This is a genomic window from Streptomyces sp. NPDC048258 (genome assembly GCF_043201995.1).
Lineage (GTDB): Bacteria > Actinomycetota > Actinomycetes > Streptomycetales > Streptomycetaceae > Streptomyces.
Map to the genome: position 1 here is coordinate 125,226 of NZ_JBICZH010000008.1, position 24,077 is coordinate 149,302.

The 24,077-nt window shown below is 73.7% G+C and carries 20 protein-coding genes; 11 read left to right on the forward strand and 9 right to left on the reverse strand.

Annotated elements, in window-relative coordinates; all coding sequences use genetic code 11:
- Positions 1 to 221 precede the first annotated feature (221 nt).
- Complete coding sequence (locus ACGFYQ_RS19890) at positions 222 to 2,954, forward strand: DNRLRE domain-containing protein (RefSeq protein WP_393745554.1); 2,733 nt, start codon at positions 222 to 224, stop codon at positions 2,952 to 2,954.
- 103 nt (positions 2,955 to 3,057) lie between these two features.
- On the opposite strand, the gene ACGFYQ_RS19895 is transcribed toward ACGFYQ_RS19890, so the two are convergent.
- On the reverse strand, positions 3,058 to 3,468 hold the full coding sequence (locus ACGFYQ_RS19895; protein WP_393745556.1) for a DUF3224 domain-containing protein: 411 nt from the start codon (positions 3,466 to 3,468) through the stop codon (positions 3,058 to 3,060).
- 118 nt (positions 3,469 to 3,586) lie between these two features.
- Between ACGFYQ_RS19895 and ACGFYQ_RS19900 the strand changes: the two genes are divergently transcribed.
- Complete coding sequence (locus ACGFYQ_RS19900; protein WP_393745558.1) at positions 3,587 to 4,567, forward strand: helix-turn-helix transcriptional regulator; 981 nt, start codon at positions 3,587 to 3,589, stop codon at positions 4,565 to 4,567.
- 119 nt (positions 4,568 to 4,686) lie between these two features.
- On the opposite strand, the gene ACGFYQ_RS19905 is transcribed toward ACGFYQ_RS19900, so the two are convergent.
- On the reverse strand, positions 4,687 to 5,205 hold the full coding sequence (locus ACGFYQ_RS19905) for a GNAT family N-acetyltransferase (RefSeq protein ID WP_393745919.1): 519 nt from the start codon (positions 5,203 to 5,205) through the stop codon (positions 4,687 to 4,689).
- A gap of 393 nt (positions 5,206 to 5,598) precedes the next feature.
- Positions 5,599 to 6,009 carry a hypothetical protein gene (locus ACGFYQ_RS19910; protein ID WP_393745560.1) on the reverse strand — a complete coding sequence of 137 codons (411 nt, stop codon included), beginning with the start codon at positions 6,007 to 6,009 and terminating at the stop codon, positions 5,599 to 5,601.
- A 193-nt stretch (positions 6,010 to 6,202) separates the two neighbouring features.
- Between ACGFYQ_RS19910 and ACGFYQ_RS19915 the strand changes: the two genes are divergently transcribed.
- Positions 6,203 to 6,499, forward strand: a complete 297-nt coding sequence (locus ACGFYQ_RS19915; RefSeq protein ID WP_393745562.1) for a hypothetical protein — start codon at positions 6,203 to 6,205, stop codon at positions 6,497 to 6,499.
- A gap of 35 nt (positions 6,500 to 6,534) precedes the next feature.
- Here the strand turns inward: ACGFYQ_RS19915 and ACGFYQ_RS19920 are convergent, their stop codons facing one another.
- Positions 6,535 to 7,377 (reverse strand): MerR family transcriptional regulator, encoded by an 843-nt coding sequence (locus tag ACGFYQ_RS19920; protein WP_393745564.1) that lies wholly within the window; start codon positions 7,375 to 7,377, stop codon positions 6,535 to 6,537.
- A gap of 63 nt (positions 7,378 to 7,440) precedes the next feature.
- On the reverse strand, positions 7,441 to 7,857 hold the full coding sequence (locus ACGFYQ_RS19925; RefSeq protein WP_393745566.1) for a hypothetical protein: 417 nt from the start codon (positions 7,855 to 7,857) through the stop codon (positions 7,441 to 7,443).
- Positions 7,858 to 8,092: 235 nt separating this feature from the next.
- Between ACGFYQ_RS19925 and ACGFYQ_RS19930 the strand changes: the two genes are divergently transcribed.
- The 3 genes from ACGFYQ_RS19930 to ACGFYQ_RS19940 all read left to right on the forward strand — a co-directional run bounded on the left by ACGFYQ_RS19930 (position 8,093) and on the right by ACGFYQ_RS19940 (position 11,567).
- Positions 8,093 to 9,358 carry an MFS transporter gene (locus ACGFYQ_RS19930; protein ID WP_393745568.1) on the forward strand — a complete coding sequence of 422 codons (1,266 nt, stop codon included), beginning with the start codon at positions 8,093 to 8,095 and terminating at the stop codon, positions 9,356 to 9,358.
- A gap of 196 nt (positions 9,359 to 9,554) precedes the next feature.
- Positions 9,555 to 10,361 carry a peptidoglycan-binding protein gene (locus ACGFYQ_RS19935; RefSeq protein WP_393745570.1) on the forward strand — a complete coding sequence of 269 codons (807 nt, stop codon included), beginning with the start codon at positions 9,555 to 9,557 and terminating at the stop codon, positions 10,359 to 10,361.
- Positions 10,362 to 10,490: 129 nt separating this feature from the next.
- Complete coding sequence (locus tag ACGFYQ_RS19940) at positions 10,491 to 11,567, forward strand: RNA ligase (ATP) (protein WP_393745572.1); 1,077 nt, start codon at positions 10,491 to 10,493, stop codon at positions 11,565 to 11,567.
- A 49-nt stretch (positions 11,568 to 11,616) separates the two neighbouring features.
- Here ACGFYQ_RS19940 and ACGFYQ_RS19945 read toward each other — a convergent pair whose 3' ends face one another.
- Both ACGFYQ_RS19945 and ACGFYQ_RS19950 read right to left on the reverse strand, forming a co-directional pair.
- Positions 11,617 to 12,084, reverse strand: coding sequence for a GNAT family N-acetyltransferase (locus ACGFYQ_RS19945; protein ID WP_393745574.1), 468 nt, complete (start codon positions 12,082 to 12,084; stop codon positions 11,617 to 11,619).
- A gap of 27 nt (positions 12,085 to 12,111) precedes the next feature.
- Positions 12,112 to 13,410, reverse strand: a complete 1,299-nt coding sequence (locus ACGFYQ_RS19950) for an ROK family protein (protein ID WP_393745576.1) — start codon at positions 13,408 to 13,410, stop codon at positions 12,112 to 12,114.
- 174 nt (positions 13,411 to 13,584) lie between these two features.
- Here ACGFYQ_RS19950 and ACGFYQ_RS19955 point away from each other — a divergent pair, with 174 nt between their 5' ends.
- The 5 genes from ACGFYQ_RS19955 to ACGFYQ_RS19975 all read left to right on the forward strand — a co-directional run bounded on the left by ACGFYQ_RS19955 (position 13,585) and on the right by ACGFYQ_RS19975 (position 19,244).
- Positions 13,585 to 14,898 (forward strand): ABC transporter substrate-binding protein, encoded by a 1,314-nt coding sequence (locus ACGFYQ_RS19955; RefSeq protein ID WP_393745578.1) that lies wholly within the window; start codon positions 13,585 to 13,587, stop codon positions 14,896 to 14,898.
- A gap of 10 nt (positions 14,899 to 14,908) precedes the next feature.
- Positions 14,909 to 15,952 (forward strand): carbohydrate ABC transporter permease, encoded by a 1,044-nt coding sequence (locus ACGFYQ_RS19960; protein ID WP_393745580.1) that lies wholly within the window; start codon positions 14,909 to 14,911, stop codon positions 15,950 to 15,952.
- Positions 15,942 to 16,805 (forward strand): carbohydrate ABC transporter permease, encoded by an 864-nt coding sequence (locus tag ACGFYQ_RS19965; RefSeq protein ID WP_393745582.1) that lies wholly within the window; start codon positions 15,942 to 15,944, stop codon positions 16,803 to 16,805. Before ACGFYQ_RS19960 ends, ACGFYQ_RS19965 begins: the two co-directional genes overlap by 11 nt.
- Positions 16,802 to 18,205, forward strand: coding sequence for a GH1 family beta-glucosidase (locus tag ACGFYQ_RS19970; protein ID WP_393745584.1), 1,404 nt, complete (start codon positions 16,802 to 16,804; stop codon positions 18,203 to 18,205). Before ACGFYQ_RS19965 ends, ACGFYQ_RS19970 begins: the two co-directional genes overlap by 4 nt.
- Before the next feature lie 121 nt (positions 18,206 to 18,326).
- Positions 18,327 to 19,244, forward strand: coding sequence for an NADP-dependent oxidoreductase (locus tag ACGFYQ_RS19975; RefSeq protein WP_393745921.1), 918 nt, complete (start codon positions 18,327 to 18,329; stop codon positions 19,242 to 19,244).
- 14 nt (positions 19,245 to 19,258) lie between these two features.
- Here ACGFYQ_RS19975 and ACGFYQ_RS19980 read toward each other — a convergent pair whose 3' ends face one another.
- A complete protein-coding gene (locus tag ACGFYQ_RS19980; protein WP_393745586.1) occupies positions 19,259 to 22,207 on the reverse strand; it encodes a poly(A) polymerase in 2,949 nt (982 codons plus the stop codon).
- Complete coding sequence (locus ACGFYQ_RS19985; protein WP_393745923.1) at positions 22,207 to 24,000, reverse strand: RNA ligase family protein; 1,794 nt, start codon at positions 23,998 to 24,000, stop codon at positions 22,207 to 22,209. The genes ACGFYQ_RS19980 and ACGFYQ_RS19985 overlap by 1 nt, the downstream gene beginning before the upstream one ends.
- Positions 24,001 to 24,077 lie beyond the last annotated feature (77 nt).

The window sequence follows — 24,077 nt, forward strand, 5'->3', positions numbered from 1 at the left end:
CTCTGCCGCCCCCTGTCGAGGGCCTGACACCGGCCGACCGGCCGGAGGCACACGGGAGCGGTGCGATTCGGCATCCGATGCGTCAAGTGGGATGAACCGAGCGGAGATTCGCCCTAAGGTGCGCCCGTACGCATGGCTGCGGACGGCTGTTCGGCGGTTTCCGGCCATGGCTCACCCGGCCGCGCCCCATACGGCCACACCGCACACGAACTGGGGGGTTCATGCGTAGATCCAGAGGGCTGGCGGCCGCTCTCGCCCTGTCCTTGGCCGGAACCGGCGCGGGCATGGGCCTCGGCCTCGTCCAGCAGGCGGTGGCCGTCACCCCGCCCGTCGCCTTCACCGCCGACGCGCTGTCGACCTGGCAGCCCAACGGCGTGGTCTGGGCCCTCGCCGAAGCGGGAGGCAAGGTCTTCGTCGGAGGCACCTTCTCCGCCGTACGCCCGCCCGAGGGCGGCGCCGGCAGCGAGGAGCCGGCGGTGAACTTCGCGGCGCTCGACGCCGCGACCGGCGCCCCGACCTCCTGCAAGCTGTCCTTCACCGTCGGCGGCGGCACCGCCACCGTCCGCGCGCTCACCCTCTCGCCCGACAAGCAGACCCTGTACGCGGGCGGCTACTTCGGCGCCGTCAACGGCACCCCCGTCTCCAGCCTCGCCGCCATCGACGTGGCGAGCTGCACGGTCAAGCCCGCGTTCCGGCCGGCCTTCGCGGCCACCGTACGGGCCCTCGCCGTCACCGGCGACACCGTCTACGCGGGCGGTGACTTCCTCAGCGTCGCCGGCCAGCAGCGCGAGCGCTTCGCCGCCGTCGCCGCGGCCGACGGCGCCCTCAAGCCCTTCACCGCCGACGCCGACGAACCCGGGCGCGCCGTCGAGGTCACCCCGGACGGCAACAGCGTGGTGCTCGGCGGCGACTTCTTCACCGTCAACGGTACGAACACGCACGCGCTGGCCGTCGTGAACGCGACGAGCGGCGCGCTCACCAAGTCCTACCCGGGCTTCATCGAGACCAACTCGGTCGTCAAGGACATCGCGACCGACGCGACCGGCTTCTACACCGCCAACGAGGGAACGGGCGGCGGCGTGTTCGACGGCCGGATCGCGCTCAACCTCGGCGACTTCAACCAGCGCTGGCGCGACACCTGCCTCGGCGCCACGCAGGCCGTACTGCCGTACCAGAGCGTGCTCTACAGCGCTTCGCACGCCCACGACTGCTCCAGCGTCGGCGAGTTCCCCGACGGGCAGCGCCACCACCTGCTCGCCCAGCCCACCAGCGGCACGGGCAAGCTGGGCTGGGCCCCCGACACCAACGACGGCATCGGCGAGGGCATCGGCCCGCGGGTGATGACGGTCGGCTCCAAGGGCGGCGTCCAGTACCTGTGGGTCGGCGGCGAGTTCACCACCGTCAACGGCGCGGCGCAGCAGAGCCTGACGCGGTTCGCCTCCACCGGGGACACGGGCGCGCCCACCGTGCCCGTCGCGAGCGCGGTCAGCTTCAAGCCCGGCGAGGCCCAGGTGCGCTGGCGCACCAGCCTCGACCTCGACGACAGCGCGCTGACCTACAAGATCTACCGCAACGGCGCGGCCACGCCGGTCGCCACGGTCACCGCGGACTCGCTGTTCTTCCGGCGCCCGCAGGCCTCCTGGACCGACACCACCGTCACGCCGGGCCAGTCGTACGCGTACCGGGTGACGGCGACCGACGCGGCGGGCAACACCAGCGCCCTGTCGGGCACCGCGAGTGTGACGGTCCCGACCTCGGTGGACGGCTACCCGAACCAGGTCCGCACCGACGGAGCCCAGCAGTTCTGGCGCTACGACGAGTCCGCCCTGCCCTTCGTCGCCGACTCCTCGGACGGTGGCAACCAGAGCGGTGTGCACCTGAACGCCCCCGCCCTGCGCCAGACCCCCGGTGCGGTCTCCGGCGCGAGCACGGCGATCGGCTTCAACGGCACGGACACCCAGGTGTACGGGGACAAGCGCCAGACGGTGGGAGCCACGTACACCATCGAGACCTGGTTCAGGACGAACACCACCCGCGGCGGCAAGCTCTTCGGCTTCGGGAACAACCAGTCCCGCGGCAGCAATCAGTACGACAAGCACATCTACATGACCAATGACGGCCGACTGGTCTACGGGGTCTACACCGGCGCGACCCGCACCGTCACCACCAGCGCCGCGTACAACGACGACAAGTGGCGCCACGTCGTCGCCACCCAGGGCCCCGGCGGGATGACCCTCTACGTGGACGGCGCCCAGAAGGGCACTCTGAACGTCACCACCCACGAGAACTTCTCGGGCTACTGGCACGCCGGCGGCGACAGCCTCGGCGGCTGGCCCGACCGCCCGACCAGCGAGTACTGGGCGGGCCTGCTCGACGAGACCGCCGTCTACCCGACCGTCCTGAGCGCGGCGCAGGTGCAGAACCACTACGCCCTCGCCACCGCCCCGGCCGACTCGGTGGTCCAGGTGACCGCCGCGGAGGACACCTACGCCAACGCGGGCGCGCCCGACACCAACTACGGCACCTCGAGCTCGCTCGCCGTGCGCGGCACCTCGTTCTACGCGAGCTACCTCCGCTTCAACCTGCCCGCCGCTCCCGCGGGCACGGTGCTGAAGTCGGCGACCCTCAGCGTGAAGACGAGCACGATGAGCGGCGCCGGTACGGCGGACACCGTCTCGGTCGTCCCGGTCACCGGGTCGTGGACCGAGGGAGGGACGACGTACAACAACCGCCCCGGCCTGGGCGGTCCGGCCCTCGGTGCCTTCGCGGGGGTCCCGGACGGCTCGGCGGTGCACACCACCGCGCTGAACACCCAGACCCTCGCCGCGGCCCTCGGCACCGGCTACAGCCTGGCCCTGAGCAGCGGCGGTACGGACGCGCTGTGGCTGTGGTCCTCGGAGGCGCAGGCCAACGAGGGCACCCCGCAGCTGACGCTGACCTTCGGCGCGCCGTGAGGTAGGGGCAGCCGGGCAGGCGGGCAGGCGGGCAGGCGGGGGGCGCGGGCCGTTGCGGTCCGCGCCCCCACGCACGCCTGGTCGCGGCGGCGCGCCCCGGGACTCAGGCGATGTCGTACGTGAAGGTGTACTCCACGGAGGCGTCGCCGTGCCGGAAGGTGAATCCGCCGGATCCCGTCAGTCCGGCGAGATCGCCGGTGCCGGAGCCCGGCACCACCTCGAAGCGGCAGACGGTGCCGGCCGGGTCGAAACTGCCGCGCTCCTCCAGTACGAAGGTGCCCTTGCGGCCGTCGACGCTGCCGGAGAGCAGTTCCATGCCGGTGTACGTGCCGACGTTCTCCCCGGTGTAGGCGATCGTGTACGCGCAGGTGGTCCGGTCCGCCTCGACCCCGCCGGTGAAGGAGTTGACGACCTCGGCGTGGGCGAGGCGTGGGGTGGCCTCCGCGGGGCCGACGGGACGCTCCTGCCAGTCGGCGAAGGTGAAACGGCCGCCGGTCTCTACGGGCGTGGGCATGGTGATCCTCTCGGCGGGACCCGGACGGTTCATCCCGCCCGAGCCGTTCATCGGTCTGTGCCCACAGGCTGACAGCCGTACCTGACACCTCCTGTCAGGTACGGCGACAATGAGTGCCATGCGCGCCGATCGGCTTCTCTCCCTGCTCCTGCTCCTGCAGAACCGCGGCCGGATGACCGCGCCCGAACTCGCCGAAGAGCTGGAGGTGTCCGTCCGTACCGTCTACCGCGACGTCGAAGCCCTCGGCACCTCCGGAGTCCCCGTCCTCGCCGATCGGGGTCCGGCCGGCGGGTACCGGCTGGCGGACGGCTACCGCACCCGCCTCACCGGCCTCACCGACGCCCAGGCCGGCTCCCTCTTCCTCGCCGGCGCCCCCGGCCCCGCGCGGGAACTCGGCCTCGGCGCCGAGCTGGCCGCCGCCCAGCTGAAGCTCCAGGCCGCGCTCCCCGCCGCGCTCGCTGGCCGGGCGAGGATGATCCAGGACCGTTTCCACCTCGACGCGCCCGCCTGGTTCCGGGACGCCGACCCCGTCCCGCACCTCGCGCGGATCGCCCAGGCCGTCTGGGACCAGCGGGTCCTGCACACCCACTACCGCCGCTGGGGCGGCGAGGTGCACCGCGCGCTGCATCCGCTCGGCCTCGTCCTCAAGGGCGGCATCTGGTACCTCGTGGCCCGGGCCGCGGACTCAGCGGACTCCGTGGACTCCGTTCGGACGTACCGGGTCTCCCGGTTCCTGGCGGTGGACACCGCGGCCGACGCCTTCGAGCGGCCCGCCGGATTCGAACTCGCCGCGTACTGGCGGGAGTCCACCCGCCGCCTGGACGCCGCGCTCCACCAGCAGACCGCCGAGCTGCGGCTCTCGCCCCGGGGGCAGCGGCTGCTGCCGATGCAGTTCGGCGCGGCGGGCGTACGGGCGCTCGCCGATGCCGGTCCCGCCGACGCGGAGGGCTGGGTACGGATCCGGCTCCCCGTGGAGTCCGAGGCCGTCGCGGTCGGCGACCTCCTCCGGCTGGGCACGGAGGCCGAGGTCCTCGGCCCGCCCGAACTGCGCTCGGCCCTCGCCGGCACGGTCGCCGCGCTCGCCGCCCGCTACCGCTGACACCCGCCCCTTCCACCTGCGACCGGGGCCACTTCGACGCGCACTGGGCGAGGGTGCGCGAAGACACCGCCGTGACCCTGCGTACGGTGCCTAGAACAGTGGGGCAGACGTCTTCCTGCTCACCCTGAGCCGGGGCCGCCGCTGCCGCCGGACTCCCAGCGGACCTCGCCGTCCTGGCGGTACGGGGTCGCGCGCAGCCCGCAGGCCGCGGCGACCGCCGCCGAGGCGGAGTGGTCCGGGTGCACGTGCGCGACCAGAAGGCCGACCGGGAGCTCCGTCAGCCAGGCGGCGAGCGCCCGGGCGGCCTCTGTGGCGAAACCCCGGCCCTGCCAGGCGGTGCCGACGGTCCAGGCCAGTTCGGCCCGGTCCCGCTCCGGGGTGATCGTGGCCTGGACGGTGCCCACGAGCCGCCCCTGCTCGCGCAGCCGCAGCACCCAGTTGCCCCAGACGACCGCGGGGTCGGGGGAGCCGGCCGCCAGCCGTTCGTAGCGGGCGCGGAGCGCGTAGGGCGACAGCGGTGCGCCGCCGATGAAGGCGTGCAGGGCGGGATCGGCCAGGACGAGAGCCATCTCGTCGGCGTGCGCGGGGTGCAGCGGGAGCAGGTCGAGGCGGTGGGTGGCGAGCGCGACGGGCCGGATCGCGGGCCGGCGGACCTTGCCGGCCGCCCCCGCGCGGGGCACGTCGTCCACGGCCAGGCAGATGCCGAACACCCGGTCATGGCTCGTCCAGCCGTTGACGCGGCCTTGGTTGTTGCTGATCTGCACACGTCGGCGGGGCGCGTCCACCGCCGACACCAGGTGCAGGTACACCGCCCCCGAGACGCGGGCCAGGACGATGTCGCCGACCTCGACCAGCGCCGGGTCGGCCGGCGCGACCCGGACCTGTTGACGGCTGTGGATCAGGGGCGCCATGGATCCGCCGGTCGGCCGGAAGTCCACGGTCTCGCCCCGGCCGATGCGGTCCGCCAGCGCGTCGAGCATGCCCATCGGGCGAGTGTGCCCGTACGGGACGGCGACGGCCACCGGATTTCTTCAGCGCGGAGGCTCCACCTCCAGGAAGCGACGCCGGCGCGCGCCCCGGTACAGCAGGCACACCCACCCCAGGCGTTCCAGCACGGCCGCACAGGCCGTCAGCCGCTCCTGCTCCTCCCCGGCCGCGCCGCCGCCCGGGGGACCGAGCCAGGTCACCTCCACCCGCCCGGGCTCCGTTCCGGCGGCCACGCGATAGCCCGTGCGCGTACGCCGTCCCTCCGCGTCCAGCGCCGACGGCGTGATCCCCGCCGCCTCCAGTACGAGGGCCACCGCGCGCGGCAGTTGCCGTACCTCCCACGGCGCGGGAACCGCCGCGCCTGCCGGGCCGTTGACCAGACGACGGATCTGGAGCAGCCCCTCGTACGCCGTGCGTACCTCCGCCGCCCGCCCGGCAGCGGACGCGTCAGGCACGCCAGGCACGCCAGGCACGCCAGGCACGCCAGACACGCCAGGCACGTCAGGGCCGTCGCCGGTCGCGGCCTCGAAGCCCTGCCCGGATACCTCCATCGCCTACCACTCCGCCCGCCCATCTGAGTACGTGAGGCCCAACGGCCTGAGTATCCGCCCCGATTCCCGGCCGCGCCGCCCCTGGTCGAATGAGGCCATGACCTCCGACGCCCCGCGCAGCGCCGCCTTCCGCCCGCGCATGCAGCACGTGACCACCGCCGGTACGGCCCTGGCCGTGGCCCTGGTCCCGCTCGTGGTCGGCGTCCTGTTCGCCAAGGCGATGGCCGCCGACCCGATGACCCCGGTCAACGCCCTGATCGCGGGCGGCGGCCAGCGGGCCGCGCTGCCCCGGGGCGAGTGGCGGCGCCGCGGCCACAGCACCGTGCACCGGCTGCGCACCGCCCGCCGGGACACGGCCCGGCGCTGCGCCCACGTGTGCGGGCGCCGCGCCTGAGGTTCCCGTCCTCGTCAGGACGTCAGGACGCCAGGTCAGGACGTCGTGGTGAGGGGCTCCTGGAGTTCGGTGACCCACTGGTCCGGGTCCTCCGGGCAGGCGAGGGACAGCTCGCGGGCGTACCCGGCCGAGCGGTGGCCGTGCGCGTCGATCCAGCGCGCCAGGGCCTGGGCCGTCGGCAGCACCCCGTCCATCGAGCCCCGGTGCACCACGGTCGCCGCCCGCTCCACCGCCGGCAGCGTGACGATCCGTACCCAGCCCCCCAGGTCCTCGGCGCGGACCGACGCCGCCACGGGCAGCCCGGCGTGGACGAGGACCGCGGAGCCGGGTTCCCCACCGGGCGCGTCCTCGTAGTAGGCGAGGCCGGGACCGGTCGGGACCACCCCGGCCTCCTCGACGCGGCGGCACAGCTCCTCGTACAGCGGGCCGATGACCGGAGTGATGTCCTCCGGTTCGTAGCTCTCCGCGATCCCCGCCAGTTCGGCGAGCCGGACGGGCGGGAGGCTCTTCACGACTATGTCGTCGGCGGGCACGGAACCCTCGCTCTCGATGGTCCGGAGCCTCGCCTCGACCTGGACCAGCCGGGCCGCCGCGGCGGCCATGGCGGTCTCCAGTTCCGCCTGGCGCAGCCGCAGCATGCCGCGCATCTCCTCCGTACCCACCCGCTCGTCGAGGATCGTCCCCACCTGGTCGAGGCTGAAGCCGAGTTCCTTGAGCGCGATCACACGGTTGAGGCGGGCGAGCTGCCCGGCCTCGTAGAAGCGGTAGCCGGTGAAGGGGTCGACACGGGCCGGGCGCAGCAGTCCGAGGGCGTCGTAGTGACGCAGCATGCGGACCGATACCCGGCCGTGCTTGGCGAAGTCTCCGATGGTGAACATGACGCTCTCCAGTGCAGGGCCTGACACGGGGGGAGGGTCAAGCTTCGCATCGCGGCGTCCGGCTCAGTGTCCGTACTGGCGCAGGCACAGATCGACGATGGACGGCGGTACGGAGCCCTCCGCGGCCGCGCACAGCTCGTCCATGCGCGGTGGCGGGGCCGGCTTCCGCCGGGGGTGCGGATGCGTGGGCTTGGCGGCGCGCGGCCGCCCGGCGGACGGCCGGGAGGTCTTGGCCCGGGGCCGCGCGGCCGACGGTTCCGGGTTCGCGTCCGGGTCCGGGCTCGGGTCAGGGGCGTCCGCGGCGGCAGCGGGCAGCTCCCCGAGGGGCAGCGGCACGGGCGGCGGCACGTCCGCAGCGTCGGCGGGCGGTACGGAACCACGGGCCGGAACCGGAGCCGACGCCTGCGGGCCGACGGAGACACAGCCGGCGCTCGCGAGGAGCGCGAGGAGGGAGAGGGGCACGGCCCGGCGTAACTGCATCAGACCACCTTGCCGTACGCCCCGGCCGGCCGGGGCCAGGCCTCACGCGTCCGGGTGACGGCGGCCGCGAAGCGGAATCGATCCGCCTGATCGGCACGCTCCAGCGGCCGGGCCGGGAATTACCGGGGCGGGCGGGGAATTGGAACGGCAGTGCGGGCAATGGGGGAGGCGCGACCCCCGGCGCCCCGCGCTGCTGTGTCCTGCCCGCCGATCAGCCCGTACGGAGTACCGCTACATGACCGCAGCCGCCGCGCCCGGCAACCCCGCGTCGACCCCCGAGTCCGGTCCACCCGCCGCTCCCTCCGCTTCCACTTCCGCTTCCGCTCCCGCTTCCGGTACCGGGCCGGCCTGGAAGGGCTGGGCGGCCGTCTGCGCCGTCGCGCTCGGGATCTTCTGCCTGATCACCTCCGAGCTGCTGCCCGTCGGGCTCCTCACACCCGTCGGCGCCGACCTCGGCGTGTCCGACGGGACGGCGGGGCTGATGGTCACCGTGCCCGGGCTGGTCGCCGGGTTCTGCGCGCCGCTCGTCACCGTCGGCGCGGGCCGCCTCGACCGGCGGCTCGTGCTCTGCGTGCTCATCGCCCTGATGGCCGCCGCCAACCTCGCCGCCGCCTTCGCCCCGGACTTCGCCGTCGTCCTCGCGGCCCGGCTGCTCGTGGGAGTGAGCGTCGGCGGGTTCTGGGCCGTGGCGGGCGGGCTCGCCGTACGACTGGTCCCCGCGCACCACGTCGCGCGGGCCACCGCGCTCGTCTTCGGCGGCGTCCCCACCGCCTCCGTGCTCGGCGTCCCCGCCGGGACCCTGCTCGGCGAGCTCGGCGGCTGGCGCACCGCCTTCGCGGCGGTCGGCGCCCTCGGTCTCGTCACCCTGGCCGCCCTGCTCCTGCTGCTGCCGCAGCTGCCGCCGACCCGCTCCATCACCTTCCCCGAACTCGCCGCCCTGCTCCGCGAGAACCGGGCGGTCCGCGCCGGTGTCGTCGTCACCTTCCTCGTGGTGACCGGGCAGTTCGCCGCCTACACCTTCGTACGGCCGATCCTGCAGGACGTCTCCGGCATCGACGCCCGGTACGTCAGCACCCTCCTGCTCGGCTACGGCGTCGCGGGCGTCGCGGGCAACTTCCTGGCCGGGGCGCGCGACGCGTACCGCACGCTGCTCACGGTCAGCGCCTGCCTCACCGTGATCCTCGCGTTGATCGCCGTCCTCCCGGGAGCGGTCGCGGGGACCACCCTGTTGCTCGCCTGGGGGCTGGTGTACGGCGGGGTCTCGGTGAGCCTGCAGAGGTGGATGATCACATCGGCTCCGGCCGCGGCCGAAGCGGCCTCCTCGCTGATGGTCGCCATGTTCAACCTGGCCATAGCCGCGGGCGCGCTGCTCGGCGGCCTCGCGGTCGACGGAATATCGGCCCCGGCCGCCCCGCTCAGCGGAGCCGTCCTGATGCTCCTGGCCGCGGGCACCGTCCGGGTCACGTCGGTCCGCCGCCGGGATAGCGGACCGAAGGGATAGTTCGGACATCAGGCTTGACCCGGGGCCCGCAGGGGGGACAGAGTGCGCCCGATCAAGAACCACCGCATGAGCTGCACTCGGAGACTCCAAGATGTCCATATCGGTCCGCTCCTCGCTCCACCCGGCCACGACCGGTGGTTCTCCCGCGCTCCGTGCACCCGGTGGCGCACGGCGTCGCAGAGCCTGACCGGCAACCGTGTCCCACCACCCCGACGAGAGCGGACTCGTCCCCGATGACAGCCTGTTCATGCGCCCGTATGTGGTGCCCTCGGACGGCCCGTCCCGGTCGACGACGCCCCAGTGGCCGCAGGCCGGTCCCGCGCCGCTGTCCTTCGACGTTCCCGAACCGCTCCCGGAGGCGGCCGCCGCCCGCCACGCCACCCCCGCCGGGCCCCGTTCACACCGCGCGGCCGGGCGCGACGGTAACCGCGACCGCGACCGCGACCGTGACCGCGACCGCGACCGCGACCGCGACCGCGACCGTGGCCGCGGCAGCCGGCTCCCGGCGGCGGCCCTCGCCCTGCTCGTGCTCGGCTTGGCCGGCGGTCTGGTGCACCTGCTGAGCCCCGACGAGGCGGAGCCCCCCTCGCGGGCCGAGGCGCCGCTCGGGCTGACCGTGCCGGCGCTCCCGGCGCGCAGCCCGGACGGCACCCCGTCGCCTAGCGCGTCCGTACGGTCCGCGAAGCCCTCGGCATCCGCTTCGGCCGGCGCTTCGGCCTCGCCGTCGGCATCGCCCGGGTCGCCGAAGGAGGGGTCGCAGGCGAGCGCCTCGGCCGTGCAGTCGTCGTCCGGGACGCTGCGCATGGGGGACAGCGGTCCCGGTGTGCGCGCCCTGCAGGAGCGGCTCTTCGGGCAGGGGTTCACGTACGTCGCCACGACCGGTGTCTACGACAGCCAGACCCGGCGCGGTGTCGCCCAGCTCCAGCGCGACCGGGACATCAAGGGCGACCAGCCCGGTGTCTACGGGCCCGCCACCCAGGCGGAGTTCCCCATCGGCGGCTGAGCGGCCGAGGCGATCGGCGCGGCAGGCTAACACCCTGATAAGCGCTGGACCAGCGGAAATGGCGGGAGGGAAAGTGGGCCTCGGCCACGGCCATGTCCATCACCCCTGCCACGTCCGAGGAGCCCACCCATGTCTACCCTGCGGGTCACCGTCGAAGAGCTGACCGTCCACGAGCACCCGAACGCCGACGCGTTGGAGCTGGCCCAGGTGGGCCTGTACCGGGCGGTCGTCGCCAAGGGCGCCTACCGTACGGGCGAGTTCGCGCTGTACATACCCGAGCAGGCCGTCCTGCCGCCCGGGCTGATCGAGGAGCTCGGCCTGACCGGGCGGCTCGCCGGGAGCTCCGCCGACCGGGTCAAGGCGGTCCGGCTGCGCGGAGAGCTCTCGCAGGGGCTGGTGTGCCGGCCGCGTGCGCTCGCCGACGTCGATCTGGTGCTGGCGGCCGAGGAGGGCACGGACTTCGCGGAGTCGCTCGGCATCACCAAATGGTCCCCGCCCGTGCCGACGACGATGAACGGCGACGTCGAGTCCGCCCCGGACCTGATGCCGTGGGTGGACATCGAGAACCTCCAGCGCTACCCGCACCTCTTCGAGCCCGGCGAGCCCGTCGTGCTCACCGAGAAACTGCACGGCACCGCCTGCCTGTTCACGTACGTCGTCGAGGGCGAGCGGGCGTTGGTCTCCTCCAAGGGCTTCGGCTCGAAGGGGCTCGCGCTGAGCGAGGACGAGCGCAACGTCTACTGGCGGGCCGTGCGCGGGCACGGCGTGCCGGCCGTCGCGGCCGGGCTGGCCGCCCGGCTCGGCGCGAGCCGCGTCGGGATCTTCGGGGAGGTGTACGGCGCGGGCGTCCAGGACCTGAGGTACGGGACGAACGTACGCAGCGCCGATACGCCGCCCGGATACGCCGTCTTCGACGTGTCCGCGGAGATCGACGGGCAGGTGCGGTGGCTGGACCCGGCGGCCGTGCTGCTGGAGGGCGAGCTGCCGCTCGTGCCGCGGCTGTACGAGGGTCCGTACGACCTCGACACGGTGCTGGAGCTGGCGACCGGGCGCGAGACCGTGTCCGGGCGTGGGGTGCACCTGCGCGAGGGAGTCGTCATCCGGCCGGCGGTGGAGCGGTACAGCCCGGTGGTCGGCGGACGCGCCATCGGCAAGGCGGTGAGCCCGGCGTACCTGACCCGGAAGGGCGGTACGGAGTACGAGTGACCGGCGGGGCGTGGGCGAGGGGCCGGACGGTGCCCCCGCCCTTCGCCCGTCACGGTCGCCGGTACAGCGAGGGGTTGGGGTGGTCGGCGAAGCCGAGTGAGCGGTAGAGCGGTTCACCGTCGGAAGAGGCGTACAGGTCGACCCGGGCGGCCTCCTGCTCCTTGAACCAGTCGAGCAGCCCCCGCATGATCATCCGGCTGTGGCCGCGCCGCCGGTACGCCGGATCGGTGACCATGCCGATCACATGGCCGATCCTGCCGTTGCGCAGGTGCGGGCTCGGCAGTCGTTGCTCGACGGTGCCGATGCCGCAGGCGGCGAGGCCGTGCTCACCGTCCACGACGAGGATCCGCACGGTGCCCGCCGTGATCTGCTCCTTCAGTACCGCGGCGAGGCGGTCCCGCCAGTCGTCTCCGCCATCGGGATTGAAGAAGTCGCCGCCGAGGGTCTCGAACAGCAGGGCCCGCAGGCGTACGAGCTCCGCGACGTCGTCCTCCACTGCCTGCCGTATGCACAACATGTAATGATCCTAGGGCTGTTGTGAGTCTTACGGCAACCCTTTGCGGACCTCCAGCGCCGTGCGCCAGCCCGGGGGTTCGGCGTGGGGTTCCGGGGTCGCGCGGCGGCCGCCCGTCGCGAAGAAGGCCGAGAGCGGGAGGGTGGCCGCGCCGACCGTGACGGCGTCCGGGCCCAGGGAACCCAGGCCCACGGTCACCCGTCCTGCCGGATGGCGCAGGGAGTACCGGGTCGCGTGCTCGCGTACCGCCGGGAGGATGTGGGGGCCCAGCATCAGGCCGGCCCAGCCGCCGATCAGGATCCGCTCCGGCCGGAACAGGTTGATCAGGTCCGACAGGCCCGCGCCCAGGTACTCCGCGGTCTCCTCCAGGACCTCCCGTGCCACCGGCTCCCCTGCCCGGGCCGCGGCCAGCAGGGCCGACAGGGCTTCCTCCTCGTCCACGGAGTCCACCGGCCCGCCGCCCCGCTCGGCCCAGCGGGCCAGCAGGGACTCGGCCCCCGTGTACGCCTCCAGGCAGCCCAGCGCCCCGCACCGGCAGCGCCGGCCGCGAACGGAGACCGTCAGGTGGCCCCACTCCAGCGGGGTCCCCTGCGTCGTCCCGCCGTCCGGCGAGCCGTCGGTGATCAGGCTCGCGCCGACGCCCGAGCCGAAGAGCACGACCACCGCGTCCCGGGCGCCGCGCCCGGCGCCGAACCACATCTCCGCCTGGCCGAGGGTCCGCGCCCCGTTGTCGATGATGTACGGGACCTCCGCCGGCAGGGCCCCGGTGGCGCGCAGCAGTTCCTCCAGCGGGACCGCGTCCCAGCCGATGGTCTGGCCGTGCACCACGGCCCCGCCCGGCGCCTCCCGGTCCACGATGCCCGGTACTCCGACACCCACGCCCAGCAACCGCTCCGTACCGACCCCGGCCTCGGCGAGCACGGTGGCGATGCCCTGCTTGACGTGGTCGACGATCGGGCCGACGTCGTAGCAGCCGCGCGGCAGCAACGGGAGTTCGGTGCGGGCCAGTTCGGTCAGCGTCAGGTCGAACAGCTCGACGCGGACCCGGGTTTCACCGACATCGACGCCGATCATGTGGGCGCTGCCGGGCGCCACGCGCAGCAGGGTGCGGGGGCGGCCGCCGTCCGAGTCGACGATCCCGGCCTCCTCCAGGAGGCCGTCCGCGACGAGTTCGCCGACGACGTTGCTGACGGATCCGGAGCTCAGCCCGGTCGCGGGCCCGAGCTCCTGGCGGCTCATCGGCCCCCCGAAGTACAGCCGTTGGAGCACAGCGCTCCGGTTGCCCCGCCGCAGATCCCGCACCGTTCGTCCGCTACGCCCCGTGGTCATCCGGCCCCTTCCGCAGTGACATCCCTCGCAACATACCGGTGCGCCACCCCTTGACGCGACCCTTTCGCGAGGCTTAACTCACGTCCTGAATTAAGGCCTGGACGGAGCACCTCGTGTCGGCCTTCGCCTCTCACTCCGCTGACCTCTCACTCCGTTGAAAGGGACCGAGCCGCCATGCGCAGAACCAGAGCCGCAGCCGCCGTCACCGTCTCCCTCCTCGCCTCGGTCACCGCCTGCGGCGGCGGATCCGCGGACAGCGGGGGCGGGTCCAACACCGCCCCCAAGGAGCTCACCTACTGGGCGTCCAACCAGGGCCCGGACATCGCGGCGGACCAGGCCGTGCTCGGTCCCGAGCTGAAGAAGTTCGAGCAGCGGACCGGCATCAAGGTGAAGCTCGAAGTCGTCCCCTGGCCGGACCTGCTCAACCGGATCCTCGCCGCCACCGTCTCCGGGCAGGGCCCGGACGTCCTCAACATCGGCAACACCTGGTCCTCCTCCCTCCAGGCCACCGGCGCCCTGCTCCCCTGGGACGCCGGGAACGTCGCCGCGATCGGCGGCAAGGACCGGTTCGTCGCGTCCGCCATCGGCTCGGCCGGGGCCACCGGCAAGGACCCGGCCGCCGTCCCGCTCTACTCGATGTCGTACGCGCTCTACTACAACAAGAAGATGTTCCGCGAGGCGGGCATCGAGAAGCCCCCGGCCACCTGGGACGAGATGGTCACCACCGGCCGGAAGCTGTCCGCGGACGGCAAGTGGGGGCTGGGCGCCGAGGGTTCGAACCTCGCCAACAACATCCACCAGGCCTTCGTGCTCTCCAAGCAGCACGGGGCCGAGTTCTTCGACGCCGCCGGCAAGCCCGCCTTCGACACCCCCGCCAACGTCGAGGCCGTCAAGCAGTACGTCGACCTGATGGCCAAGGACAAGATCATCGCGCCCGGCAACGCCGAGTACGACAAGAACCAGTCCCTCCAGGACTTCGCCGGCGGCAAGACCGCCATGGTCCTGTGGCAGAGCGCCGCCAGCAGCTTCAAGGCACACGGCATGAAGGAGGGCGACTGGGGCGTGGCCCCCGTCCCCGTCCCCGCCGGCGGCACCCCCGGCACCGGGACGAACACCAACTCCATGGTCGCCGGCATCAACCTGGCCGTCTTCAGGAACACCGACAACATCGACGGCGCCCTGAAATTCGTGAAGTTCATGACCGGCGACGAGGAGCAGAAGATCCTCAACAAGGCCTACGGTTCCGTCCCGCCGGTCAAGGCCGCCCAGTCCGACCCGGCCTTCGCCACCGAGGACCTCACCGTGCTCCGCGACACGCTCGCCACCAGCGCCGCCCCGCTCCCTCAGGTCCCCGAGGAATCGCAGTTCGAGACCACGGTCGGCACCGCGATCAAGGAGCTCTTCGCCGATGCCGCGGCCGGCCGCCCGGTGACCACCGAATCGGTCAAGGCGAAGCTCACCAAGGCCCAGCAGCAGATGCCGAACTGAGCCGCGCCCGATGACCTCCGCGCCCACCACGACGCCACCCGACGCCGGTGCCGGTGCCGGAGCCGACGCCCAGGCCGGGGCCGACGCAGCCGGGCCCGGGCGGCCGCGCCGCCCCGCCGTCCGCGTACGCCGCACCGGCCGCCTGCGCCGCGGTGCCCTGCCCTACCTCCTGCTCCTGCCCGCCCTCCTGCTCGAACTGCTCATCCACCTCGTCCCGATGGTGATGGGCATCCTGATGAGCTTCCGGGAGCTCACCCAGTTCTTCATCCGGGACTGGTCCCGCGCCCCCTGGACGGGCTTCGACAACTACGAACTCGCCGTCGACGTCAACCGCCCCGTCGGGGCGGCCCTGCTCGGCTCCTTCCTCACCACCTGCCTGTTCACCCTGCTCTCCGTCGGCCTGTGCTGGCTGCTCGGAACCGCCGCCGCCGTGTTCACGCAGGAGGACTTCCGCGGCCGCGGCGTCCTGCGGGCCCTCTTCCTCGTCCCGTACGCACTGCCCGTCTACGCGGCCGTCATCACCTGGGCGTTCATGTTCCAGCGCGACAACGGCCTGGTGAACCACGTCCTCCACGACCAGCTGGGCCTCGGCGGCGCCGAACACACCTTCTGGCTCCTCGGCGACAACAGCTTCTGGGCCCTGCTGACCGTCTCCGTGTGGAAGGGCTGGCCGTTCGCCTTCCTCATCGTGACGGCCGCCCTCCAGAACATCCCCAAGGACCTCTACGAGGCCGCGGCCCTGGACGGCGCCGGCGTCTGGCAGCAGATCCGCCGGATCACCCTGCCCTCGGTCGGCGCGGTCAACCAGGTACTGGTCCTGGTGCTGTTCCTGTGGACCTTCAACGACTTCAACACGCCGTTCGTGCTGTTCGGCAAGGCGGCCCCCGAGGCCGCCGACCTGATCTCCGTCCACATCTACCAGTCGTCCTTCGTCACCTGGAACTTCGGCACCGGATCGGCCATGTCCGTGCTCCTGCTGCTCTTCCTCCTGCTGGTCACCGCCGTGTACCTGCTCGTCACCACGCGCGGACGGAGGTACGACGATGCCCGCTAGGCCGCGCGGTCCCCTCGACCCGCCCCTGTCCTTCCGGGTGATCCGGGCCGTCTTCCTGACCCTGCTCTCCGGCTTCGTGCTGCTGCCCGTCTACGTGATGGTCACCAGCTCGCTCAAGCCGCTGGCGGACGTGGCGGGCCGGTTCCGGTGGATCCCCAGCGGGCTCACCATCCGTCCCTACATCGACATCTGGCACACCGTCCCGCTCGCCGAGTACTTCGTGAACTCCCTGATCGTGGCCGGTACCGCCACCGTCTGCTCCGTGGTCATCGCCGTCTTCGCGGCGTACGCCGTCAGCCGCTACCGCTTCCGCGGCAAGCGCCTCTTCACCGTCACCGTGCTGTCCACCCAGATGTTCCCGGGGATCCTCTTCCTCCTCCCGCTGTTCCTGATCTTCGTGAACATCGGCAACAGCACCGGGGTGGCGCTCTACGGCTCCCGCGGCGGGCTCATCCTCACTTACCTCACCTTCTCCCTTCCCTTCTCCATCTGGATGCTCATCGGCTACTTCGACTCGGTGCCCCGCGACCTCGACGAAGCGGCCACGGTCGACGGCTGCGGCCCGCTCGGCGCGCTGCTGCGGGTCGTGATCCCGGCCGCCGTGCCCGGGATCGTCGCCGTCGCCGTGTACGCCTTCATGACCGCGTGGGGCGAGGTGCTCTTCGCATCCGTCATGACGAACGACACCACCCGAACCCTCGCCGTCGGACTGCAGGGCTACTCCACGCAGAACGACGTCTACTGGAACCAGATCATGGCCGCCTCGCTCGTCGTCAGCATCCCCGTCGTCGCCGGATTCCTGCTGCTGCAGAAGTACTTGGTGGCCGGACTCACGGCAGGAGCCGTCAAATGACCCTTTCGGAAAGTCTCCGCGCGACCGGGCCGCACGCCGTGGCCGCCGACCGCGCCCTCGACATCGACCTCGCCGCCCTGCCCCGCGACTTCGCCTGGGGCACCGCGACCTCCGCCTACCAGATCGAGGGCGCGGTCGACGAGGACGGCCGGTCCCCCTCCATCTGGGACACCTTCACCCGCGTCCCCGGCGCCGTCGACGGCGGCCACACCGGCGACACGGCCTGCGACCACTACCACCGCTGGCGGGGCGACATCAGCCTGATGCGGCAGCTCGGCACCAACGCCTACCGGCTCTCCGTCGCCTGGCCGCGCGTCGTGCCCGGCGGCGACGGCCCCGCCAACGCCAAGGGCCTCGACTTCTACGACCGGCTGATCGACGGCCTGCTCGCCGCGGGCATCGAACCCAACGTGACCCTCTACCACTGGGACCTGCCCCAGGCCCTCCAGGACCGCGGGGGCTGGCCCGAGCGTGCCACCGCCGAGCACTTCGCCGCGTACGCCGGTCTCGTGGCCGGACGCCTCGGCGACCGCGTCACCCAGTGGGCCACGCTGAACGAGCCGCTGTGCTCGGCGTGGATCGGCCACCTGGAGGGCAGGATGGCCCCCGGCCTGACCGACCTCACCGCGGCCGTCCGCGCCTCCTACCACCTGCTGCTCGGCCACGGCCTCGCCACCCAGGCCGTCCGCGCCGCGGCCCCCGGCGCCCGGATCGGCATCGTCAACAACCTCTCCACCGTCGAACCGGCCACCGGCGGCGAGGCCGACCACGCCGCCGCCCGCCGCATGGACGGCCACGTCAACCGCTGGTGGCTCGACCCCGTCCACGGCCGCGGTTTCCCCGCCGACATGCGCGAGGTCTACGGCGTGGACCTCCCCGAACGCCCCGGCGACCTCACCGCCATCGCCGCCCCCCTCGACTGGACCGGCCTCAACTACTACTTCCCGCAGGTCGTCACCGACGACCCGGCCGGCCCCGCGCCCTTCGCCCGCCAGATCGAGCGGCCCGGCGTCCCGCGCACCGGCATGGACTGGGAGGTCGACGCCGACGGCCTGGAGTCGCTGATCATGCGCCTGCACGAGGAGTACGGGGCCCAGCGCGTCCACATCACGGAGAACGGCTCCTCGTACCCCGACACCGTGGCCCCCGACGGCATCGTCCACGACCCGGAGCGCACCGCCTACCTCACCGCCCATCTGGCCGCCTGCGCCCGCGCGGCCCGCCGCGGCGCGCCCGTGGCCGGCTACTACGCCTGGTCGCTGCTGGACAACTTCGAATGGGCCTACGGCTACGACAAGCGCTTCGGCCTGGTCCACGTCGACTACACCACCCAGCGCCGCACGGTGAAGTCGAGCGGCCGCCGCTACGCCGCGATCATCGCCGCGCACCGCTCCCGCTGACGCTTCGCCGCACCGCGCCCGCCCTGCTTCTCGGGGCGGGCGCGACGTGCGTGGTGGGATGGGACCGGGGGCGGATCCAGCAGCTCACGGAGAGGTCGGGTAGATGGCGCAGGACACCACCATGCGAGCGATGGCCTACAAGGCGTACGGCGGGACGGAGGTGCTCGAAGAGACCCGGCTGCCCCTGCCGAAATTCGGTCCCGGCGAGGTCCTCGTCCGGGTGAAGTACGCCAGTGTCAACCCCGTCGACTGGAAGATCATGGCGGGCGGGCTCGACGGCCTGATGGACATCGTGTATCCGGTGGTTCCCTGCTGGGACGTCTCCGGCACCGTCGAGCGCGTCGGAATCGACACTCCGGAGTTCGCCGAGGGCGACGAGGTCATGGCCAACGTCCGCAAGGACTACGTGCACGGGGGGACCTGCGCGGAGTTCGTCACCGTGCCCGCACGGTCCCTCGCGCACAAGCCCGCCTCGCTCGGCTGGGCCGAGGCCGCCGGGCTCCCGCTCGCCGGCCAGACCGCCTACCAGGTGCTCACCCGGCTCGGCACCGGCAAGGACGACACCGTCCTCATCCACGGCGCCGCCGGCGGGGTCGGCTCCCTCGGCGTCCAGATCGCCCGCGCGCTCGGGGCCAGGGTCATCGGCACCGCGTCCCCGCGCAACCACGACCGCGTCCGCGAGCTCGGAGCCGAGCCCGTCGAGTACGGCGACGGACTCGCGGACCGGGTCCGCGCCCTCGCCCCCGAAGGCGTCACGGTCGTCGCCGACTTCGTGGGCGGGGTCCTCGACGTCACCCGCGAAGTGCTGCACGACGAGGGCCGTCACGCCTCCATCGCCGACCCCACCGTCACCGGCTCGGGCGGCCAGTGGATGTGGGTCCGCCCGGTCGGCAGCGACCTGGAAGCACTGGGCCGCCTCGCGGACAGCGGGCAGCTCACGGTGCCCGTCGCGCGGACCTTCCCGCTGTCCGAGCTGGCCGCGGCCTTCGAGCTGAGCCAGGCCGGACACACGGCGGGCAAGATCGTCATCGAGGTCTGAACCCGGCACCGCCGCTACCCGCCGACCGCCGCGCCCAGGTCCGCGCCCAGGTCCGGGCCCAGGTCCGTGCCCAGGTCCGGCACCTCGCCGCACGCCGCCCACGCGACCTCGACGCCGGGCAGGCCGCGCGACCACGGCGCGGCCACGGCGGCGAGGCGCGCCGCGTCCGGCGGGGCGGCGCCGAGCCCGATCGCGTAGCGGGCCAGGCCCGGGCCCGTCGCGAAGGGGCGCGGCCAGGCGTGCGCGTCGGCGGTTCCCGCCTCCTCCAGGGCGCCGAGCAGCGCCCGTAGCCGGCCGCGCACCCGGCCCAGGACCGCCTCGAACTCCCGCTCCTCCGGCGCCCGTACGGTCACCACCGCCCAGGCGGCGTGCCGCCGGTGCAGCGGCGGGGCCGCCAGGACCTCGCCGAAGGCCCCGGGATCCGCGTCCAGCAGCTCCCAGGCCAGGTACAGCTCCCGTACGAGCAGATCGCGCAGGCCCGGTCCCACCTGGGCCGTGCAGCTGCGGACCGGCTCGGAGGGGGTGAGGACCGTCACCGGGCCGGGTCCCGGCGGCGAGGGCGCCAGGCCGACCGGCTCCCGCCAGTCCCACGCCGCCCACATGCCGAAGAACTCCCGCAGCAGCGCCTCGTGCGGCATCGGCCCGGCCGCGCGCACGGTACGCGCGGCGAGCACCGCCCAGGCGAGGCCGGGCAGTCCGCCGAACGGCGCCGAGTCCAGACCCCGCGCGCGGGCCCAGGCCTTGACCTCCCGTGCCAGCCGGGTGAACGCGGCGAACTGCCCGCGCACGACGTCCCGTACGGCATCCGCGTCGCTCAGCGCGCTCAGCGCGACGGCCGCCGACTCGCCCAGCTCCGACCGCCGCGGGAGCGCCTGACCCGGTTCCACCGCGCCGCAGCCGACCACCACCAGGTCCACGTCCAGCGCCCCCAGCCGGAACCGCAGCCCCGGCACCCGCGCGCCGGTCACCTCCCGCATCCGCTCGGCCTCCGGCAGCGCCGCTTCGACCCGCCGCCGTACCTCCGCGACTTCGGCCGTGCCCGGCAGCGCCGCCACCAGGTCCAGATCGGCATCCGGAAGGGCGCAGCGCATGCGGCGCGAACCGGCCACCCGCACCAGCCCGTCGCCGAGAGCCCACGCCACCCGATCGGCCGCGGACATGACGAACTGATCGGTGACCGGTTCCGTGACCGGTTCCGTGACCGGTTCCGTGACCGGTTCCGTGACTGGTCCGGCGACCGGCTCCGCGGCTTCCGGCGCCACCCACCGCACCTCGCCCGTCCCCAGCGCTACCGTCGCCCGGACCCGCATCGGCCCGTCCCCGCGCCGCGACAGCACGGCCAGTTCCCCGACGCGCGCGACCGTCCGCCCGAAGTCCGGCGCGCCCCCGAGCCGGGCGGTGAACTCCGCGACCGCCCGCTGCGGATCCCGGCTGCGGCCCAGGGTCAGGTGTGGGGTGTATTCCCCGGTGCGCCCCCGGCACCCCGGGAACCGCCGCGCCAGCGCACCGCGCAGCTCCTGCCACGGCTCGTCACCGGCCGCCGCCGGGTCCAGCCAGAGCGTGGCGTCCTCCCGGTGCCCGAAGCTGTGCACGCCCTCCAGCCGTGCGGTGAACGCCGGTGTCGTCGCCGCCACTTCGGCCAGCAGCGGCACCGCCTCCTCGAACGAGGACTCGGGTACGAAGCCGAAGAGCAGGTTGACGTGCGCGGGCCATCGGTCGGCCTGCGGGTCGTACGCCCGCCGCAGCTCCCCGACCGCCTCCGGGAGGCGGGGCGGCAGCCACGCCACCGCCGTACGGGCCGTCGCCGGTACGTCGAGCCGCGCGGACCCGGTGCCCGGATCCCCGAACTCGACCGTCGCCTCCACCCCGTAGTGGTCGGAGATGAACAGGCCGTCGGGGCCCGGCGCGTGGCCGCGCAGCGCCGCCCGGGCGACCCGCGCCGACCCGGAGGCCCGCAGCAGGATCCGGTCCAGCCGCCCGGCCCGCCCCGACAGCGAGCCCACCGCCGCCAGGGGATTGGCCACGGGATCGAAGGTGGGCGTGCCGTCGGCGGCGCCGTGTACGTCGCTCCACGCGTCCCGCATCCCGAGCGCGGCCGCGGGGCCGTCGGCTCCGGAGCGGCCGTCGTTGAAGTCACCCAGCAGCGCCACCGGCGCTTCCACGACGCCCAATCCCTCGGCCAGCCGCGCCAGTTCGGCCGTCCGCCGCACGTCTCCGTTCTCGGTGTGGTCGCTGGTCAGGTGGGTCGCGGCGACGACCAGGGGGCCGCCCGCGGTGTCCACCGTGACGGCGGTGACCCCCTTGTGCGGGCCGAGCCGGTGCAGCCCCGCCTCCCGCACCGGCAGCCTGCTCAGCACCAGCAGCCCGTACTCGGCGACGTCCCGGCCGCCCGGATCCGCGGCGAGCGTGTACCGCTCCCGCACCCACTCCTCGGCCAGCAGCATGCCGAACAGTCCGGCTTCGACCTCCTGGAGCGCGATGACATCGGCATCGGCGGCCGCCAGATCGGCCAGCAGCAGCGGCCTGCGCCGCGCGGTGGAGATGCGCGGGGCGTCGTACCGGTCCCAGAGGGTGTTCCAGGTCAGCAGCCGTACCGCGGCCGCGGCCCCCGCCCCGCCGCCGGACGGTGCCTGCGCCGGCCGCCAGGCACCGCCGTCCGCCGGATCCCACGCGTACGGGGTCCGGGCGGTGAAGAACGGCGCCCGCAGCAGGCGCGGTTCACGGATCCGCCCCGCGGCGGTGGCGTCGATCCGGTCCACTCCCGTGGCCCGGTCCCACACCAGCTCGCCGTCCGCCTCGACGAAGAGCACGCGGTGCCAGGGGATGTCGCCGCCGGGCACGAAGGACGGCAGCGGCACGCGCTTCGGGCCGGCTCCGCGCTGGAGCAGCCCGAGGACGAACCGGGCCGGATCGAACCGGGGGTCCCAGCGGACCTGGTGGTAGAGCTCCTCGCTGGTACGCATCAACGCTCCCCGCCCGCCGCGGCGCCCAGGCCGCCCGCCGTGTCCTCGACGCTCCCGCCCGCGCCGATGTACCAGGTCCGGTGCGCCTGACCGGGATACGGCGGGCTGAACCGGTGCAGCTGCGAGTCCAGCACCTGCGGCGGTACCGGATGCGGGCGCACGGCGTTGCGCCGTACCAGCTCCTCCTCGTCGACCAGTGCGACGGCGTGGGTGACCAGCGCGTCGCGGCGCCGCGCGACCGAACCGGCCAGTCCCCGCTGCTGGTCGGTGAGGGAGGTCGCGTCCCACACGACCGTGCCCCCGCGAGCCAGCGCGGCGTCGAGGCGGTCGAGGCCCTCGCTCAGCACCTCCGTGTTGGCCCGCTGGTCCGCACGGGAACCCCGGGCGGTGCGCAGATCGTCGAGACTGATGTACGTGTCCACTCCGGGCAGCGCTCGGCCGAAGGTGCTCTTGCCGCTGCCCGAGGGCCCGCACAGCTGCACCAGCCGGGGAAACGTTCCGTCGCGCCAGCGCCAGGTGGCCGCCACCGCTTCCTCGGCCGTGCCGATCCGGCCCAGGGCGAACGCGCGCCGCGCCTCGGCCCAGCAGCGGTCGGCCGCGTCCGCGTCGAGCGCGCCGAGGGGCTCCCGCAGCGCGGTGCGCAAGGCCCCGAGCGGGTCGGGTCCGAGCAGCCCCGCCTCCTCCGCGCACAGCGCGGACCACTCCACGCACTCGCGCGCCTGCGCGTCCAGGGCCGCTGCCCCCGCCAGCGCGTGCAGCACGCCCAGGTCGGCCGCGGCGGCCATCCGGACCAGGCCCGCACGCCGCTCCGCGTCCGGGAACGGCCGCTGGAGGTACGGGTACAGCCCGACCAGGTCGGACACCCGCCGGGCCGACGCCATCCCGAGCGGGCCCGCCGCGAGCCGCGCCGCGACCCGGGCCCGCGGCGCGCGGTGCAGTACGGCGGCCAGTACCCCGGCCAGCCGGGCCTCGCCGGTCCGCCCCAGCCCGTCCGTGCGGGCGGCGACCTCGGCCACGGCATCGGCGGAGTGGTCGGCCTCGGTGACGTCCGTGACGTCCGTGGCTTCACCGGCTCCGGACGCCCAGGGCGCACCCGACACCCCGGCCGCCGTCAGCAGCTCCGCCGGGTCGGCCTGCGCCCCCGACCGGACCGCCCACAACGGGGCCGCCGGGCCGAGCCCGTTCGGCACGACCGGTGCGAACATCCAGTGCGTGTCCGTCTGTACGTGCCCGCCGCGCACCCACTTGGCCACGCGGCGCCCGAAGTCCTGGTACGCGAAGCCGTCGACGGTCCGTACGACGTACCCCTCCTGCCGCGCGGTGTCGAGCTTCAGCTTGCGCAGCGCGCGCTCGTCGAAGGTGCCCCGCCACAGCACGCGCGGAGCGGGAACTCCCAGCCCGCGCAGGAAGCGCACGGTCCGGTCCCAGTCCAGGCAGTGCCCCCCGTCCCACACCGAGAACCCGTAGAACCAGCTGTCCAGGTCCTCGTACGCGAGCGAGTGCCGGGCGTACAGATTTTCCCCGCACACCCGCCAGTCGGCCGGGATGCCCGCGCCGATCCTGCCCTGGAGGCCCTTGACCCACGCCCGCGAGGGGTGGTGCGCCGAGTCGAGCGAACGCGCGTGCAGGCCGTCCGCGTACAGGGTGGTGTTCTCCCCGTCGAGCTTCTCGGTCACCACGACCTCGCGCCCGGCCAGCCCCGCCAGGGCCCCCGGCCCGGTCACCCGGACATCGTCCGCGGCCGCCCCGGGGGACCAGGGCAGATGTGGCGTACGGGGGTAGTGCGTGCGCATGATCTGCTCCTGCTCGACGACGTGGTGCCCCGTCACTGTAGGTATCCGGAGCAGCCTCATCCATCGAATAACAGGCG